Below are 16,017 nucleotides of genomic sequence, written 5' to 3'. Positions count from 1 at the left end.
GCTCTGATAATATTCGCTGAGCTTGGCCAGCGCGCCGTGGATATAGATCGGCTTGTCGTAGCCGGCGTCGCGCAACAGCCGCATCACACGCTGCGCCTTGCCGAGCGCATAGGCGCCGATCAGGTGCGAGCGTTCGGGAAACTGCGCCGCCGATTTCAGCACGCGCGCGATCTCCTCATGGTCCGGCGGATGCCGGAACACCGGCAGGCCGAAGGTCGCCTCGGTGATGAAGACATCGCACCGGATCGGCTCGAACGGCAGGCAGGTGGCGTCCTTTTGCCGCTTGTAGTCGCCGGAAGCGACGATGCGCATGCCCCGGTGCTCGACGCAGATCTGCGCGGAGCCCAGGACATGCCCGGCCGGGTGGAAGGTGACGGCGACGCCGTTCATGTCGAGTGTTTCGCCATGCACTGCCGCCTGCGTCGTTCCGGCGAAATCCTCGCCATAGCGCAGTCCCATGATGTCGAGCGTCTCTTGCGTGGCGAGCACCGAGCGGTGGCCGGAGCGTGCATGGTCCGAATGGCCGTGCGTGATCAGCGCCCGCTCGACAGGCCGCACCGGATCGATGAAGAAATCGCCGGGCGGGCAGTAGAGGCCCTCCGGCCGGGGTTTGAGCAGGTCGCTGGCGCGCATGGTTCCAAGATAGTGGCTAAACTCAGCGCGGGAAGCCCGTTGCAAGAGACTGCTGACTCATCTTAAGGGCAGCCGCCGGCTGCGCATCCACGGTGGGATTCTTCACGAATGAAACCGCTCCAGGCCTCATCGGGCGATTTGACTGCCGACCGTCGCGCCGATTTCGCCGAGATGCTGCTCGCCTCGGGCGAGCCCGCGCAGGCGGCGGAGCTCCTGCTCGGCGCGCTGGAACTGGCGCCGCGATGGGCCGCCGGCTGGTTTCGCCTCGGCGAAATGGAGGAGGCGGCTGGCCGGCTCGATCAGGCCGCGCAGGCCTGGGCCATGACGCTGAAGCTCGACCCCGCGGACCGCCTCGGCGCCGCACTCAAGCTTCACCTGATCGGCAAGGTGCCCGCGGCCCCGGCGCCTCCCAGCGCCTTTGTCGAGACCTTGTTCGATCACTACGCCGACAGTTTCGAGCACTCGCTTGTCGGGAAGCTGGGCTATCGGCTGCCGGACTTCCTTAGCCAGGCCATCCGCGAGGCAAGGCCCGGCCGGTTCCGGCTGGCCATCGACCTCGGCTGCGGCACCGGCCTGATGGGCGAAAGGCTGCGCCCGTTCGTCGACCGGCTGGAGGGCTACGACATCTCGGCCGCCATGCTCAGCAAAGCGAAAGCCAAAGGCATCTACGACCTGCTGGCCAAGGCCGACCTTCAGCGATTTTCCCACTCTGGCGCGCGGGCCGACCTTGTGGTCGCGGCCGACGTGTTCATCTATCTGGGCGCGCTCGAACGCATCGTCGGCGCGGTCGCGAACATGCTTGCGCAGAACGGCATATTCGCCTTCTCGCTCGAGACGCATACCGGCAGCGATGATTTCGCCCTTTTGCCGTCACGGCGCTACGCTCATTCCGAGGCGTATGCGCGGCGCGTGCTCTCCGCCAGCGGGCTTGCGGTCCTGTCTCTGGAAAGCGTGGTTATCCGGCACGACCGGCATGATCCCGTCGAGGGCCTGGCCATTGTGGCCGGCTTTGCCGCCGCATCTGCCGGGTGAGCAATCCGGCACTCTCATGAGCCCGGCCTTGCTGCGAAAAAGCCTGAATGGCATGGTCGGGGTGGCGCGGGGCAGACATCACGAGGAGAAATCCATGCGCTGGACCATGGTTGTGTTGACGTCCTGCCTGACGGTCGCCGGCTGTGTCGGCGGCACGTCTATGGCCGAGCGCCAGGACGAGGACGTCCAGTCCTCACTGCAATATGACGATGTGCCTTGCGACCAATTGCTGGCGCAGCGCAACCAACTGGCGCAGCAGAACAATCTGCCGATCACGGCCAAGCCGGTCTTCTCCAATCCGGCGATGGGCTTCGGCCCGTTCACGCCGGACATGCGCTCCAAGGCGCAGCGCGCCAGCAACAAGGCGAGCGGTGAGATCGACGCCATGAACCGCTCGATCGAGCGCCGCGACTGCGGCAAGCCGAAGAAGAAGGAGACGTTCGGGCTGCCCGGCTCGCAGCCTTCCTGAGCGTCCGATATTCCGTATTCCGCTTGGGCGCTCTGCTGCATCGACGAGCGTTTGATCGCGCTCTTGAAAGACCAACCGATGAACCTCTCAGACCTCGGCGACCGCATTTGCATCCTGGGACCGTCCAACAGCGGCAAGTCCACCCTTGCCAACGCGATCGCGCGCAAGCGCGGCCTGGAACCTGTTCACCTCGATCAGCTCTTTCATCTGCCCAATACGGATTGGGAGCAGCGACCAAGGGACGAATTCATCGCCCTGCACGATGCAGCCATCGCCGGTGAGGGCTGGGTGATGGACGGCAACTACTCGGTTTGCATGCCGCAGCGTTTCCGGCACGCGACCGGCTTGATCCTGCTGGACGTCTCCACGCCAATGAGCTTGCTGCGTTATTTCCGGCGATCCCTGTTCGTGACCGGCAGGCACGGCGCCCTGGAAGGCGGGCGCGACAGCGTCAAATGGGACATGATCCACCATATCACCGTAGTCACGCCGCGAAATCGCAAGCGATACAGCGCGATGCTGGATGCGATCGACCTGCCAAAGCTGCGGCTGTCCTCGGTGAGTGCAATCAAGCAATGTTTCCGGGACTGGGGTTTGAGCCTGAACTAGTGGCACCGCACAGGGGTTTTGACCGGTCGGCTGTGTTTTGCGTTGGCAGGTGGCATGCGTTGGAGATTGGCCGGAACGCCCATCGCTGGCGATGAGCTGGAGGCTCTTGAACCTCGTCATTCTAGGGCGGAGCAAGGAGCGCAGCGACGCGCGCAGACCATAGAATCCATTCCGTTACCTGGACCGAAGTGTGCAACGGTGCAGAATTCCGGACCGCCGCGGCGCTCCCAAGTCACGGCATGGATCCTCGGGTCTGCGCGCGTCGCTACGCTCCTTGCTCCGCCCGTGGATGACGACCGCGACAGGCGTCTCGGCCAATCGCCAAGGCATGGGGTCTGCCAAGGCAACTAATACCCGGCCTCGCGGTCGACCAGGTTTTCGAGCTTCTCGCCGCGCTCGAACGCATCCATCTGCCGCAGCATGGCTGGCACCAGATGAGCCGGATCCGATGTCGCCGCCGCGTGTGGCGTGATAAAGACTTACGGATGGCTCCACAGCGGGCTTGTCTTCGGCAGCGGCTCGACCTCGAACACGTCGAGGCTCGCTTCCTTCAGCGTGCCGTCATCCAGCGCGCGCACGATGTCTGCGTCCTTCTGCAAGCGTCCGCGACCGGCATTGATCAGCACGGCGCCGCCCAGCCCGTTGCGCCGGCGCAACTCCTTGAGCAGCCCGTAATTCACGATGCCCTGGGTTTGCGGCGTGAGCGGCAACAGCACGACGAGGATATCGGTGGCGTTGAGGAAGGGGATCAGCCCCGCCTCGCCGGCATAGGTCGAAACACCTTTCATCGGCCGGTCGGTGCGCGACCAGCCGTTCACGGCAAAGCCGAGCGACAAAAGCACCGATGCCGCCGCGCGGCCGAGATGGCCGAGGCCCATGATGCTGACGGAAATGTCGCCGGCCGGGCGCTGCGGCGGCTCGTGCCAGATCTTCTTCGGCTGCTGCGCCCGGTAGAGCATGCCGTGCCGATGGTGATCGAGCACCCGCCAGACGACATACTCGGTCATGTATTGGGTGAGATTGTCGGCGACCACCCTGACGATCGGCACGTCGGGCAGGCCGGGATCGGCGAAGATATGGTCGACGCCTGCGCCGACCGAGAAGATGGCTCGCAGGTTGGGCAGCCCGGAGAGCAGGTTCGGCTTATGTTTCCACACCACCGCGTAGGCGATCGAGGGATCGTTGGCGCCTGCCGGCTCCAGCACCACCTCGCGCTCGGCCGCCAGCAGCTGATGCCAGCGCTGCGGATGAAAGGCCGTGACGGCAAGCAGGATTTTGCCTTTTTCCATTTGCGGATTCAGTCCTTGTTACGTCAATCCAGCCGGGCCTATTCGCTGACCACGCCGGTCGGCGCCGTCTCGATCTTGAAGGCCGCCGCCATCAGCGCCCGCGTATAGTCGGTCTGCGGGCTGCCGAAGATCTGTTCGGAAGGTCCCGCTTCGACGACCTTGCCATTGCGCATGACGATGACGTCATTGGCAAGGGCGCGGACGACCTTGAGGTCGTGGCTGATGAAGAGATAGGCGAGATTGTGCTTGGCCTGCAGGTTACGCAAAAGATCGACCACCTGCGCCTGCACGCTCATGTCGAGCGCCGAGGTCGGCTCGTCGAGCATGACGAAGCGCGGATTGAGCACCATGGCGCGCGCGATGGCGACGCGCTGGCGCTGGCCGCCGGAGAACTCGTGCGGGTAGCGATGGCGCGTTTCCGGATCGAGACCGACCTCCTTCAGCACGGCGACCACCTTGTCGTCGCGCTGGTCGGGCGAGAGCTTCGGCTCGTGGATCTTCAGCCCTTCCTCGATGATCTCGGAAACCGACAGGCGTGGGCTGAGCGATCCGAACGGGTCCTGGAAAACGATCTGCAATTCGCGCCTGAGCGGCCGCATGGCGCTGAAGGAGAGCTGGTCGATGTCGCGTCCGTTAAAGTTGATCGTGCCGGTCGAGGAGATCATCCGCGCGAGCGCCAGCCCGAGCGTCGTCTTGCCCGAACCGGATTCGCCGACCACGCCCAGCGTCTGGCCGGCGCGCACGGTGACGTCGATGCCGTCCACGGCCTTCACATGGTCGACGGTCTTGCGGAAGAAGCCCCTCTTGATCGGGAACCAGACCTTCATGTCCTTGCCCGCCATGACGGATTTGGCGCCCGGGTCTGCCGCAGGCGGCTTGCCCTTCGGCTCTGCGGCCAAGAGATGCTTCGTGTAAGGATGTTGCGGGTTGGCGAAGATCTCCTTGGTCGGCCCGGTCTCGACGATCTTGCCCTTGGTCATCACGCAGACACGGTCGGCGATCTTCCTGACGATGCCGAGGTCGTGCGTGATGAACAGCATCGACATGCCCTTGCGGCTTTTCAACTCCGCGAGCAACTGGAGGATCTGCGCCTGCACGGTCACGTCGAGCGCCGTCGTCGGCTCGTCGGCGATCAAAAGCTCCGGCTCGTTAGCCAAAGCCATGGCGATCATGACGCGCTGGCGCTGGCCGCCGGAGAGCTGGTGCGGGTAGGCGTCGAGACGTTTCTCCGGCTCGCGGATGCCGACCTCGTTGAGCAGCTCCAGCGTGCGCGCCCTGGCCGGAGCATCGCGCAGGCCTTGATGCAGTTGCAGCACCTCGACGATCTGCTGCTCGACCGTGTGCAGCGGGTTGAGCGAGGTCATCGGCTCCTGGAAGATCATGGTGATCTTGTTGCCGCGCACGCCGCGCAACGCCTTCTCGTTCATGGCGAGCAGGTCGGCGCCGCTGAACAGGATTCTGCCCGAGGGATGGCTGGCGGCGGGATAGGGCAGGAGCTTCAGCACCGACAGCGCCGATACCGATTTGCCCGAGCCGGATTCGCCGACCAGGGCAACCGTCTCGCCCTTGCCGATGTCGAACGAGATATGGTCGACGGCGATGGACTGCTTGCCGCCCTGCGCGAAGGCGACGCTCAGATCTTGGACGGACAGCAGGGCTTCGCTCATTTGAACGTCTTGCGCGGATCGAAGGCGTCGCGTGTCGCCTCGCCGATGAAGACCAGCAGCGACAGCATCAGCGAGATGACGATGAAGCCCGAAATGCCGAGCCAGGGCGCGTTGAGGTTGCGTTGCGCCTGTTTCAGCAATTCGCCGAGCGAGGCCGAGCCGGGCGGCAGGCCGAAGCCGAGATAGTCGAGCGAGGTCAGCGTCGAGATCGAGCCGGAGAGCAGGAAGGGCAGGAAGGTCAGCGTCGCCACCATGGCGTTGGGCAACAGGTGCCGGAACATGATGGTGAGGTTTGGCACGCCGAGCGCGCGCGCCGCGTTGACATATTCGAAGTTGCGGGCGCGCAGGAATTCGGCCCGCACCACTCCGACCAGGGCCACCCATGAGAACAGCAGCATCAGGCCGAGCAGGATGAAGAAGCCGGGCGGCAGGATGGCCGAGACGATGAGCAGCAGGTAGAGCACCGGGATCGCCGACCAGATCTCGATGAAACGCTGGAAGAGAAGGTCGGTCCAGCCGCCGAAATAGCCTTGCACCGCGCCGGCCGCGACGCCGATCAGCGACGAGCCGAGCGTCAGGATCAGCCCGAACAGAACCGAGATGCGGAAGCCGTAGAGCACTCGGGCCAGCACGTCGCGGGCCTGGTCGTCGGTGCCCAGCCAGTTCCAGTTGCCCACAACGCAGTTCTCGTCGGCCTCTCCCTTCGGGTATTGGCCGCAGCGCTTGTTCTTGTCGTAAAGCCAGGATGGTTTTGCCGGCGCCGGCTCTGGAATGGCGTTGTTGACGGTCTGATAGGAGTAACGGACCGCCGGCCAGATCATCCAGCCATTGGCATTGATCTCGTCCTGGATGACCGGATCGCGATAGTCGGTGACGGCGTAGAAACCACCGAACTTCTCTTCCGGATAGGCGACCAGGACCGGAAACAGGATCTCGCCCTTGTAGGAGGCGATGATCGGCTTGTCATTGGCGATCAGCTCGGAAAACAGCGACAGCACGAACAGGAACAGGAAGATCCAGAGGGACCAGTAGCCGCGCCGGTTGGCCTTGAAATTCTGCAACCGCCTCTGGTTGAGCGGCGACAGGAATGGCCTGCGAGGCCTGGCCGGCGCGCTTTCGATCGCAGCCTCGGCCATCAGATGTCTCTCCGCTCGAAGTCGATGCGCGGATCGACCCAGGTGTAGATCAGGTCGGACAGAAGGCCGACGAACAGGCCAAGCAGCGAGAAGATGTAAAGCGTGGCGAACACCACCGGATAGTCGCGGTCGATCACCGACTTGAAGCCGAGCAGGCCGAGGCCGTCGAGCGAGAAGATGTTCTCGATCAGCAGCGAGCCGGTGAAGAAGGCCGAGATGAAGGCGCCGGGAAAGCCGGCGATCACGATCAGCATGGCGTTGCGGAAGACGTGTCCATAGAGCACCTTGTGCTCCGACAGGCCCTTGGCGCGCGCCGTCACGACATATTGCTTGCGGATCTCTTCGAGGAAAGAGTTTTTGGTCAGCAGGGTGGTCGTTGCGAAAGCCGACAGCACCAGCGCCGTCAGCGGCAGCGTCATATGCCAGAAATAGTCGGCGATCTTGGCGGGCCAGGACAGCTGGTCCCAATTGTCCGAAACGATGCCGCGCAGCGGGAACCAGTCCCAGAACGAACCGCCGGCAAACAGCACCATCAGAAGGATGCCGAACAGGAAGCCGGGAATGGCATAGCCGACGATGACGACGCCGCTGGTCCAGACGTCGAAGGTCGAGCCGTCCTTCACCGCCTTGCGGATGCCGAGCGGGATCGAGATCAGGTAGGACAAAAGCGTGATCCACAGACCGATGGAAATCGAGACCGGCATCTTCTCCAGGATCAGGTTCAGCACCGAGATATCGCGGAAATAGCTGTCGCCGAAATCGAAGCGGATATAATTCCACAGCATCATGCCGAAGCGCTCGAGCGGCGGCTTGTCGAAGCCGAACTGCTTTTCCAGCTTCTTGATGAATTCGGGGTCGAGCCCCTGCGCGCCGCGATATTTCGAGCCGACATCACCGGCCACGTCGAGATTGCCGCCACCGGCGTCGCCGCCACCGCTGCCGAGGCGGTCGTTGCCGCCCTGGTTGGTCAGCTTGGCGATCACCTGCTCGACCGGGCCGCCCGGCGCGAACTGGATGACCGCGAAGGAGATCGCCATGATGCCGAACAGCGTCGGGATCATGAGAAGAATGCGGCGCAGGATATAGGCGCCCATCAGGCGACAGGCCCCGCGCGGATGATCATGTCAGGCTTTGCCAATCTTTGCCGCCTTGCCCTTGTCGAACCACCACAGCGCCTCGACCGGAAAGCCGAAATCGGGTTTCTGCCCTGGAAAGCCGAACATGTCCCAATAGGCGCTTCGGTGATTCGCCAGATACCAACTTGGAATCCAATCGCGCCGCGCGCGCAAGGCCCGGTCCAACGCGCGCATGGCGGTGGTCAGGCTTTCACGGTCTTTGGCAGCGCCGACGGCATCGATCAGCGCATCGACGGCCGGGTTTGCAATGCCCGACAGGTTGCGCGAGCCCGACACCGCGGCGCTCCGCGAGTGGAAGAAGATCTCCAGATCGTCGCGGGTCGGCGTGGCGCTGAAGTTGAAGGCGGCCGACAGCAGGTCGAAATCGAATGTCGATTGCCTGAGCTGGTACTGCGCCGAATCCACCAGGCGGATCGAAGCATCGATGCCGATGGCCTTCATATTGGCGACCCAAGGCGAATAGACCTGCACGAAGGTCTCGTCGTCGACCAGAAATTCAGCCGCCAGCCGGCCGCCCTTGTCATTGAGCACGAAATCGCCGGAGCGTTTCCAGCCAGCCTCTGCGAGCAATTTCAGCGCAGCGCTCAGTTGCTTGCGATCTCGTCCGGACCCATCCGATGGCGGTTGCGTCACCGCTTCACCGAAGGTCTCCGGCGGCAGCTGGTCGCGCAGTGATTCCAGCAGCGCCAGCTCCTGCGGCGTTGGCATGCCCTCGGCCCGGAAGTCGGATTTCTCGAAGCAGGACTGCGAGCGCTCGTAGGAGCCATAGAAGAAGTTGCGCCGCGTCCATTCGAAATCGAAACAGAGCGCGATCGCCTGCCGAACACGTGGATCCTTGAATTGCTCACGCCGCTGGTTGACCGCGGTGGCCTGCATGGAAGGCGTGGTTTCGGCCGGGAACTCATGCTTGATCACCTTGCCGGCGGTAAAGGCCGGGAAGTCGTAGGCCGTCGCCCAGACGCGCGAGGTGAACTCCTCGCGGTAGAGGATCTCGCCCTTCTTGAAGGCCTCGAACCCGGCCGTACGATCCTGGTAGAATTCGATGCGGATACGTCTGAAATTGTTCTGGCCGCGATTGACCGGCAGGTCGTTACCCCAATAGTCGGCCACGCGCTCATATTCGATCCAGGCGCCCGCGGACCAGCGCCCGACCTTGTAGGCGCTTGAGCCGAGCGGCGGGTTGAGCTGGGAGGAATCGAACGGGTTGGCCGTGAAGAAGGCCTTCGAAAGGATCGGAAAACTGACCACGTTGAGGATGGTGCGGGCCGACTGCTTGCCTGAGAATTTGAGCTGCAGCGTGTGAACGTCGACGGCTGCCGCGTCGTCGAGGTGGGTCAGCGACAGCGCGTAGTCGGGATGGCCCTTGTCCTTCAGCAGCTTGAAGGTGAAGGCGGCGTCTTCCGCAGTCAGCTGGGAACCATCGTGGAACCGTGCCTGCGGGCGCAGCGAGAAGGTGAAACTGTTGCGGTCGTCAGAAATCGTCACGCTTTGGGCGATCAGCCCGTAAACAGCATCAGGCTCGTCGAGCGCCCTCGCCATCAGCGTATCGAAGCACATCTCCATGCGCTGCGGGGAATCGCCCTTGGGGACGAAGGAATTCAGCGTGTTGAAGGTCTGCGGACTCTGGTTGGCGCCCCAATTGGGCGGCGAGAAATTGAAGGTGCCGCCTTGCGGCGCATCGACGTTGACATAGTCGAAATGCGTGAAGTCGGGCTTGTATTTCAGGTCGCCGAAGGCCGACAGGCCGTGCAGCTTGACGCCGGTCGGCGTGTCGGCAAACGCCCGGCCTGGCAGCAGTGCGGCGGCAGTGGCTGCGGCGCCGAGCGCCAGGAAATCGCGGCGAGGAAGCAAAGTCCGCCGCTCCATCAATTGAGGCCCTTGTACTTGGCGGCCAGCGCCTTTTCCTTCGCGGGGTCGATCCACCAGGAATCGATATCAGCGCCCCGGTAGGTGGGCTGCTTCTCAGGCATGCCGAACTTGTTCCAGTAGGCAAGCCAAACCACCGCGCGGTAATATTGCGGCACGGTATAGTAGTTCCACAACAGGACGCGATCGAGCGCATGGGTCGTGGCGATGAGATCGTCGCGGTCGGTGGCGAAGATGATGCGGTCGACGAGCGCATCGACGACCGGGCTCTTGATGCCGGAATAGTTGCGCGATCCTGGCGTGTCCGCCGCCTTCGAACTCCAGAAGTCTCGCTGCTCGTTCCCAGGCGATTCCGACTGGCCAAGCTGGCCGATGATGACGTCGTAGTCGAAATTGTTGCGCCTGTTGATGTACTGCGTCGGATCGATGATGCGCAGCGTCGCATCGACACCGATCTTGCGCAGATTAGCGATCCAAGGGCTGGAAATCACCTGGTCCGTGTCCGCCGCGCCGAGGACTTCGAATTTGAACGGCTCGCCGGTCTTGGCGTTCACCATCTTGCCGCCTTTGATCGCCCAGCCTGCCTGGGCGAAGAGATCGACCGCCTGCTTCAGGTATTTCCGTTCCGCTTGCGGTGAATCATAGACCGGCAGCTTGAATTCCTGCGTGAAGAGTTCCGGCGGAAGCTTGTCGCGATACTTCTCCAGGATTTCGAGTTCCTTGCCTTGCGGCAGCCCGCTCGACGCAAGCTCCGTGCCCTGGAAATAGCTCTGGGTACGCGTGTTCGAGTTGTAGAACAGCGTGCGGTTCATCGTCTCGAAATCGAATGGATATGTCAGTGCTGCCCTCACAAGACGATCCTGGAATAGTCGGCGCCGCTGGTTGAGCATGAAAGCCTGCATCGGCTCGGGCGAGGTGGTCTTGAACTCCTTCTTGATCACGTCGCCAGCCTTGATCGCCGGGAAATTGTAGAATGTCGCCCAACGCCTCGAGCTGTTCTCCGGTTTGAGATCCTGAAATCCGCCCTTGGTGAAGGCCTGCCATGCGGCATTGTCGTCCAGGATGTAGGTGAAGCGCTGGATGTCGAAATTCTCGCGGCCGATCTTCACCGGCAGCTTGGCGCCCCAATAATCCGGAACGCGTTGCCAGACGATCTCCGAGCCCGGCTTGAAGCTTGCGATCTTGTAGGCGGCGGAGCCGAGCGGCGGTTCCAGCGTCGACTTCGTTATGTCGCGCTTCTTGCCGCTGGGGTCGGTGCCCTCCCACCAGTGCTTCGGCAAGACGACGAGGTCGCCGAGGATCTTGGGCAGTTCCCGATTGCCCTTCTGGTTGAAATGGAACTCGACCTCCCGGTCCGAAATGGCGACGGCCTCGGTCACGTTCTCGAAATAGCGGCTATACATCGGGCTGTTGGCCTTCAGCACCTGGAACGACCAGATCACGTCGTCGGCGGTGATCGGCTGTCCGTCATGCCATTTGGCTTGGGGGTTAAGCCGATAGGTCGCAGACGAATAATCCGCCGGATATTTGTAGGCCTCGGCAATCAGAGGATGGCTTACGCTGCCCTCATCCGTCGCCTGGTCCATCAGCGTGTCATAGAGCAGGCCGCCGCCGAACTCTGCGAAGCCGGCGGCCGACGATCCCTGCACAATGTAAGGGTTGAAGCTGTCGAAGGTGCCTACAACAACGGAGTTGTAGGTGCCGCCCTTCGGCGCATCCGGATTGACGTAGTCGTAGCGCTGGAAGTTCTCGCCGTATTTGGAAGGTCCGATCAGCGAGGACGTCGTGTGCCACTCATCGGCGAAGCTGGCCTGCAGGCTCGAGGCGAAGGCGAGCGCCAGCGCCGATGCGAAAAGCGTGCGGAATCGGCCAACCGTCATGCGTTCTCCTCGTCGCTAGTTCCAACCACCCGCAATCTAGATCATTTGACGCCGGTGGAAACCGCAAGGGATGGCCTTTGTAGCTGTCCATGCAGGTTTCCTAACAGAAAAGCCGGGACGAACCCGGCTTTTCTGAGGATATCTCGATTACAAATTGTTTATTGAGCAGGCGCCGCAGGCTTGGCTGGAGCGGTTTCCTCGGTCGGCTTGGCAGCGCCATCCGCCGGCTTGGCGGCTTCGGCCGGCTTTGCCGAGGCGTCGGCGGCGGCGCCCGGCTGCGGCAGCGGCTTCGGATTGTCCGACAGCGTGCGCAGATAGGCGATCACGTTGGCACGGTCTTCTTCCTTCGGCAGGCCGGCGAAGCCCATCGCCGTGCCCTTCACGAACTTCTTCGGCGAGGTGATGAAGTGGTTGAGGTTGTCGTAGGTCCAATGCTCCTGGCCGCCCTTGGAAAAATCCTTCATGCCGGACGAATAGGCAAAGCCCTCGTGCTCGGCGACGGGGCGGTCGACGATGTCCCAGAGATCCGGACCGACCTTGTTCGGACCGCCCTTTTCGCCGGAATGGCAGGCCTGGCACTTCTTGAAGATGGCGGCGCCCGCATCGGCGCTGGCGCTGGCGAGCAGATCGGCGATCGGCTTTTCAGCCGCGGCCGGCGCGGCCGCGCCGCCTTCGGTCGGCTCCTGCGCCTCGATGGCGAAGCCGGGCTTTTCGGGGGCGGGCGAGGCGAACAGCCCGTCCGAGACGAGGCCTATCGAAAAGACGATGAAGCAGGTTCCCAGAAATCCGCCGAGCAGCTTGTTGACTTCGTTGGAATCCATACGCCCCTTGCTCCCTTTTCCGGCGGACCGTCCCGTCCACTCCGTCCGTCGGTATCGCGAACTGCCCTGAAAGGCCAGTCAAACCGGGCGGAAACTAGGTCTTTTGCTCTGGCGTTGCAACACCTATAAGGGCGCTTCCAGTGAGACCTTTTGCCACTTTTCCACCCCTGTTTTTCGACCGCTCCAAAATCCGATGTCAACCTTGATCCTGATCCCCGCCCGCATGGCCTCGACGCGCCTGCCGGGCAAGCCGCTGGCCGACATTGCGGGCGCGCCGATGATCGTCCATGTCGCCCGCCGCGCCGCCGAGGCTGGGCTCGGCCGCGTCGTGGTGGCGACCGACACGCAAGCTGTCGCTGAGGCCGTGCGGGCGCATGGCTTCGAGGCGGTCATGACCCGCATTGGTCACGAATCGGGCTCGGACCGCATCTTCGAGGCGCTGACGGCTCTCGACCCTGAAAAGCAAGTGGAAACGATCGTCAATGTGCAGGGCGACCTGCCGACCATCGATCCCGAGATCATCGGCGCGTCGCTGCGGCCGTTTGAGGACAAATCGGTCGACATCGCCACGCTCGGCGTCGAGATCGTGCGCGACGAGGAAAAGACCAACCCGAATGTGGTCAAGATCGTCGGCTCACCACGTTCCGCGACGCGGTTGAAAGCGCTTTATTTCACCCGCGCCACCGCGCCCTGGGGCGAGGGGCCGCTCTACCATCACATCGGCCTCTACGCCTATCGCCGTGCAGCGCTCGAACGCTTCGTGGCGCTCAAGCCCTCGCCGCTGGAGCGCCGCGAGCGGCTGGAGCAATTGCGGGCGCTGGAAGCCGGCATGCGCATCGACGCCGAGATCGTTCAGTCGCTGCCGCTGGGCGTCGACACGCCGCACGACCTGGAACGCGCCAGGCAGATCCTTTCAAGCTGAGACCATCCGCATGACCGCAAAGACCAACAGAATATCCTTCCAGGGCGAACCCGGCGCCAATTCCGACACGGCGTGCCGCAACATGTTCCCCACCATGGACCCTTTGCCCTGCCCGACCTTCGAGGATGCTTTCAATGCGGTCGAGACCGGCAAGGCCGAGCTCGCCATGATCCCGATCGAGAACACGATCGCCGGCCGGGTCGCCGACATCCATCACCTGTTGCCGGAATCGAAGCTGCACATCGTCGGCGAATATTTCCTGCCGATCCACTTCCAGCTGATGGTGCTGCCGGGAGTGAAGCGCGAAGAGATCAAGACCGTGCACAGCCACATCCACGCGTTGGGACAGTGCCGCAAATATATCCGCAAGAACGGCTGGAAGCCGGTGATCGCCGGTGACACGGCGGGTTCGGCGAAGATGGTGTCGGAGGTCAAGGACCGCACCATGGCCTCGCTGGCGCCGGCTCTTGCCGCGGAGCTTTATGGGCTCGACATCATCGAGAAGAATGTCGAGGACACCGACTCCAACGTCACCCGCTTCGTCGTCTTGACCAAGAACAAGCAATGGGTGGAGCGGCCCACGCCGGACGCCAAGATGATGACGACCTTCATCTTCCGCGTCCGCAACGTGCCTGCCGCGCTCTACAAGGCCATGGGCGGCTTCGCCACCAACGGCATCAACATGACCAAGCTCGAGAGCTACCAACTCGGCGCCTTCACCGCGACGCTGTTCTACGCCGACATCGAAGGCCACCCGGACGATCCGCTGGTCAAGCTGGCGCTTCACGAGCTGAGCTTCTTCTCGCGCGAGATGCGCATCCTTGGCGTCTATCCGGCGAGCGCCTCGCGCGAGCAGTGGAAGGTGGCTGATTAGGGCCACGAATATCGAGCTACAGCATCAGGACAAGTCTACTGGTAGGGCGTGTTCCGTGTGGGGCGGCAGCGGCAAATCAAGGTCACCCACCTCCGGCATAGCCAGCATGTCACCGAGCGACCGCGTTTTGCCGGTGAGCCGTTAATATTCATCGAACGACATGAGGACATGCACTGGCCGCCCACTGTCGGTGATGATCACAGGGCCGTCCTTGGCAGCGCGTTTTGCGCGGCCAAGATCCTGTTTGAGTTCACGGCATGAAAGCGTAGTGATCATATCACTTTCGCAAAACGAGATTGCGTAACCACATCTGATCCGCTTGAGCAGGAATTGCAAGATTGAGCGAATGGATGACCAGCCATATCAAGTGATTGGTTGTGCCGCCGTGCTAGGAGTGTGCCTGGCGGCTCACCCTGTTTTACAACGACTTGCGCTTAGATCACCGCGCCCAACGGCACGTAATCGATCTCCAAGAACTTCTCGACCTCCGGCACCCAGCGATCGCGCACGAACGCAACGTGGTCGGGGTGCTCGTTGTAGCGCGTGTAGGCCGCCTGGTCGGCGAACTCCATCGAGAAGCCGAACTGGTAGTCGTTCTTCGGGCTCACCTGCCGCAGCTGCTCGAAATGCGTGACGCCCTTGATCCCGGTAAGGATTTTCTTCGCGTCGTGCAGGAAGCGCTTTGTCTCCAGCGAATGCGGCTCGTGCTTCAAGGTGAACACCACGGTATGACGGATCATTCTTGCGCTCCTATTCGCTGTCGACCCAGGCGCGGATGAGGTGATGGGCGATCGCCCCTTTCGGCGGCGTAATCAAGCCGTCGGCATGCGTCCTGTCCAGCATCGTGCGCACCTCGGCTCGGAAGAACCAGCGGCAATCCTCCAGCTCGTTGAGGTCAGCCTGGATATCCTCGTTGAGCGGCTCGCCGAAGCAGCCGATCATCAGCGAATAGGGGAACGGCCAGGGCTGGCTGGCGTGGTAGACGACGCGGCCGAGCCGGATGCCGGCCTCTTCCAGCGTCTCGCGCCGCACCGCCGCCTCGATCGTCTCGCCCGGCTCGATGAAGCCGGCAAGCGCCGAATACATGCCCGGCGCGAAATGCCGGCCGCGCCCCAGCAGGCATTTTTCGCGCGTTGCCGTCAGCATGATCGCCACCGGGTCGGTGCGCGGAAAGTGATCGGTGCCGCAGGCCGGACAGTGGCGCCTGTAGCCGCCGGCGCGCATTTCCGAGCGGTTCCCGCATTTCGAGCAGAAGGCGTGGCTGGCGTGCCAAGCGAGCAGCGCCGCTCCTTGCGCCAGCGCGCCGGCCGCCGCCTCGTCGATCAGCCCTTGCATATAGACGGAACGATAGTCGATCGCCTTGACCGTCTCGGGGAGATTTTCCGGCTCAATGCCCGCAGGCACGGCCAGCAGGTCGAGCAGCTTGGCCGCCGATCCCGGAATGAAGGGCTGGCAAAGGAGTGCCACGCGTCGCACCAGTTCGGCCGTTGTCCACAAGACCGTTTCCATCCGCTCCGGATTGGTCTTCTTCAGTGCCCACGGCTCCTGGGAAGCGAAATAGCGGTCCGCTTCCGCCACCACGCCGAAGATCGCGGCCAACGCCAGATGGATGCCCTGCTCCGCCATCGCCCGGCGCGAAACGGCCAGCGCTTCGATCGCCTGGTCGAGGATCGCCGTATCGGC

14 protein-coding genes and 2 pseudogenes are annotated in these 16,017 nt (G+C 63.0%); 5 read left to right on the top strand and 11 right to left on the bottom strand.

Features of this window, described 5'->3' with window-relative positions; translation table 11 throughout:
* On the bottom strand, positions 1–633 hold a 633-nt coding region (locus EOA27_RS02505), incomplete at its 3' end, for an MBL fold metallo-hydrolase (RefSeq protein WP_127255359.1).
* Positions 634–741: 108 nt separating this feature from the next.
* Here EOA27_RS02505 and EOA27_RS02500 point away from each other — a divergent pair.
* The 3 genes from EOA27_RS02500 (at position 742) to EOA27_RS02490 (ending at position 2,743) form a co-directional block, all read left to right on the top strand.
* Positions 742–1,665, top strand: a complete 924-nt coding sequence (locus tag EOA27_RS02500) for a methyltransferase domain-containing protein (RefSeq protein ID WP_126079456.1) — start codon at positions 742–744, stop codon at positions 1,663–1,665.
* Between the two features lie 94 nt (positions 1,666–1,759).
* Entirely contained in the window at positions 1,760–2,134 is a 375-nt protein-coding gene (locus EOA27_RS02495) for a hypothetical protein (RefSeq protein WP_126079455.1), read from the top strand.
* A gap of 78 nt (positions 2,135–2,212) precedes the next feature.
* Positions 2,213–2,743: an AAA family ATPase gene (locus tag EOA27_RS02490; RefSeq protein ID WP_126079454.1), complete on the top strand. Its 531-nt coding sequence runs from the start codon at positions 2,213–2,215 to the stop codon at positions 2,741–2,743.
* Positions 2,744–3,090: 347 nt separating this feature from the next.
* Here EOA27_RS02490 and EOA27_RS02485 read toward each other — a convergent pair.
* The 7 genes and pseudogenes from EOA27_RS02485 to EOA27_RS02455 form a co-directional block, all read right to left on the bottom strand.
* Positions 3,091–4,032 (bottom strand): annotated as a pseudogene (locus tag EOA27_RS02485) (glyoxylate/hydroxypyruvate reductase A).
* 38 nt (positions 4,033–4,070) lie between these two features.
* Positions 4,071–5,699, bottom strand: a complete 1,629-nt coding sequence (locus EOA27_RS02480; RefSeq protein WP_127255357.1) for an ABC transporter ATP-binding protein — start codon at positions 5,697–5,699, stop codon at positions 4,071–4,073.
* Complete coding sequence (locus EOA27_RS02475) at positions 5,696–6,835, bottom strand: ABC transporter permease (RefSeq protein WP_126079451.1); 1,140 nt, start codon at positions 6,833–6,835, stop codon at positions 5,696–5,698. The genes EOA27_RS02480 and EOA27_RS02475 overlap by 4 nt, the downstream gene beginning before the upstream one ends.
* Entirely contained in the window at positions 6,835–7,929 is a 1,095-nt protein-coding gene (locus EOA27_RS02470; protein WP_126062887.1) for a microcin C ABC transporter permease YejB, read from the bottom strand. The genes EOA27_RS02475 and EOA27_RS02470 overlap by 1 nt, the downstream gene beginning before the upstream one ends.
* A gap of 30 nt (positions 7,930–7,959) precedes the next feature.
* The gene (locus EOA27_RS02465; RefSeq protein ID WP_126079450.1) at positions 7,960–9,837 is read right to left on the bottom strand and encodes an extracellular solute-binding protein; all 1,878 of its coding nucleotides are present in this window, start codon (positions 9,835–9,837) and stop codon (positions 7,960–7,962) included.
* Complete coding sequence (locus EOA27_RS02460) at positions 9,837–11,717, bottom strand: extracellular solute-binding protein (RefSeq protein ID WP_126079449.1); 1,881 nt, start codon at positions 11,715–11,717, stop codon at positions 9,837–9,839. The genes EOA27_RS02465 and EOA27_RS02460 overlap by 1 nt, the downstream gene beginning before the upstream one ends.
* A gap of 158 nt (positions 11,718–11,875) precedes the next feature.
* The gene (locus EOA27_RS02455; protein WP_126079448.1) at positions 11,876–12,538 is read right to left on the bottom strand and encodes a cytochrome c family protein; all 663 of its coding nucleotides are present in this window, start codon (positions 12,536–12,538) and stop codon (positions 11,876–11,878) included.
* A gap of 193 nt (positions 12,539–12,731) precedes the next feature.
* Between EOA27_RS02455 and EOA27_RS02450 the strand changes: the two genes are divergently transcribed.
* A complete protein-coding gene (locus EOA27_RS02450) occupies positions 12,732–13,460 on the top strand; it encodes a 3-deoxy-manno-octulosonate cytidylyltransferase (protein WP_126079447.1) in 729 nt (242 codons plus the stop codon).
* Positions 13,461–13,470: 10 nt separating this feature from the next.
* On the top strand, positions 13,471–14,334 hold the full coding sequence (locus tag EOA27_RS02445; RefSeq protein WP_126079446.1) for a prephenate dehydratase: 864 nt from the start codon (positions 13,471–13,473) through the stop codon (positions 14,332–14,334).
* A 24-nt stretch (positions 14,335–14,358) separates the two neighbouring features.
* On the opposite strand, the pseudogene EOA27_RS02440 reads toward EOA27_RS02445, so the two are convergent.
* The 3 genes and pseudogenes from EOA27_RS02440 to nudC all read right to left on the bottom strand — a co-directional run bounded on the left by EOA27_RS02440 (position 14,359) and on the right by nudC (position 16,005).
* A pseudogene (locus EOA27_RS02440) lies at positions 14,359–14,610 on the bottom strand (type II toxin-antitoxin system Phd/YefM family antitoxin).
* Positions 14,611–14,768: 158 nt separating this feature from the next.
* Positions 14,769–15,074 (bottom strand): Dabb family protein, encoded by a 306-nt coding sequence (locus tag EOA27_RS02435; protein WP_126079445.1) that lies wholly within the window; start codon positions 15,072–15,074, stop codon positions 14,769–14,771.
* A 10-nt stretch (positions 15,075–15,084) separates the two neighbouring features.
* Positions 15,085–16,005: an NAD(+) diphosphatase gene (gene nudC / locus EOA27_RS02430; protein ID WP_281059391.1), complete on the bottom strand. Its 921-nt coding sequence runs from the start codon at positions 16,003–16,005 to the stop codon at positions 15,085–15,087.
* Between the last annotated feature and the right edge of the window lie 12 nt (positions 16,006–16,017).

The sequence above is a fragment of the Mesorhizobium sp. M2A.F.Ca.ET.037.01.1.1 genome, from assembly GCF_003998075.1.
Taxonomy (GTDB): Bacteria; Pseudomonadota; Alphaproteobacteria; order Rhizobiales; family Rhizobiaceae; genus Mesorhizobium.
This window is presented reverse-complemented; position numbering and strand designations above follow the sequence as displayed.

Bases quoted from the DNA above. Each gene is read 5' to 3' on its own strand.
- EOA27_RS02500 (WP_126079456.1), top strand. From the start codon at position 742: ATGAAACCGCTCCAGGCCTCATCGGGCGATTTGACTGCCGACCGTCGC.
- EOA27_RS02495 (WP_126079455.1), top strand. From the start codon at position 1,760: ATGCGCTGGACCATGGTTGTGTTGACGTCCTGCCTGACGGTCGCCGGC.
- EOA27_RS02490 (WP_126079454.1), top strand. From the start codon at position 2,213: ATGAACCTCTCAGACCTCGGCGACCGCATTTGCATCCTGGGACCGTCC.
- EOA27_RS02480 (WP_127255357.1), bottom strand. From the start codon at position 5,699: ATGAGCGAAGCCCTGCTGTCCGTCCAAGATCTGAGCGTCGCCTTCGCG.
- EOA27_RS02475 (WP_126079451.1), bottom strand. From the start codon at position 6,835: ATGGCCGAGGCTGCGATCGAAAGCGCGCCGGCCAGGCCTCGCAGGCCA.
- EOA27_RS02470 (WP_126062887.1), bottom strand. From the start codon at position 7,929: ATGGGCGCCTATATCCTGCGCCGCATTCTTCTCATGATCCCGACGCTG.
- EOA27_RS02465 (WP_126079450.1), bottom strand. From the start codon at position 9,837: ATGGAGCGGCGGACTTTGCTTCCTCGCCGCGATTTCCTGGCGCTCGGC.
- EOA27_RS02460 (WP_126079449.1), bottom strand. From the start codon at position 11,717: ATGACGGTTGGCCGATTCCGCACGCTTTTCGCATCGGCGCTGGCGCTC.
- EOA27_RS02455 (WP_126079448.1), bottom strand. From the start codon at position 12,538: ATGGATTCCAACGAAGTCAACAAGCTGCTCGGCGGATTTCTGGGAACC.
- EOA27_RS02450 (WP_126079447.1), top strand. From the start codon at position 12,732: ATGTCAACCTTGATCCTGATCCCCGCCCGCATGGCCTCGACGCGCCTG.
- EOA27_RS02445 (WP_126079446.1), top strand. From the start codon at position 13,471: ATGACCGCAAAGACCAACAGAATATCCTTCCAGGGCGAACCCGGCGCC.
- EOA27_RS02435 (WP_126079445.1), bottom strand. From the start codon at position 15,074: ATGATCCGTCATACCGTGGTGTTCACCTTGAAGCACGAGCCGCATTCG.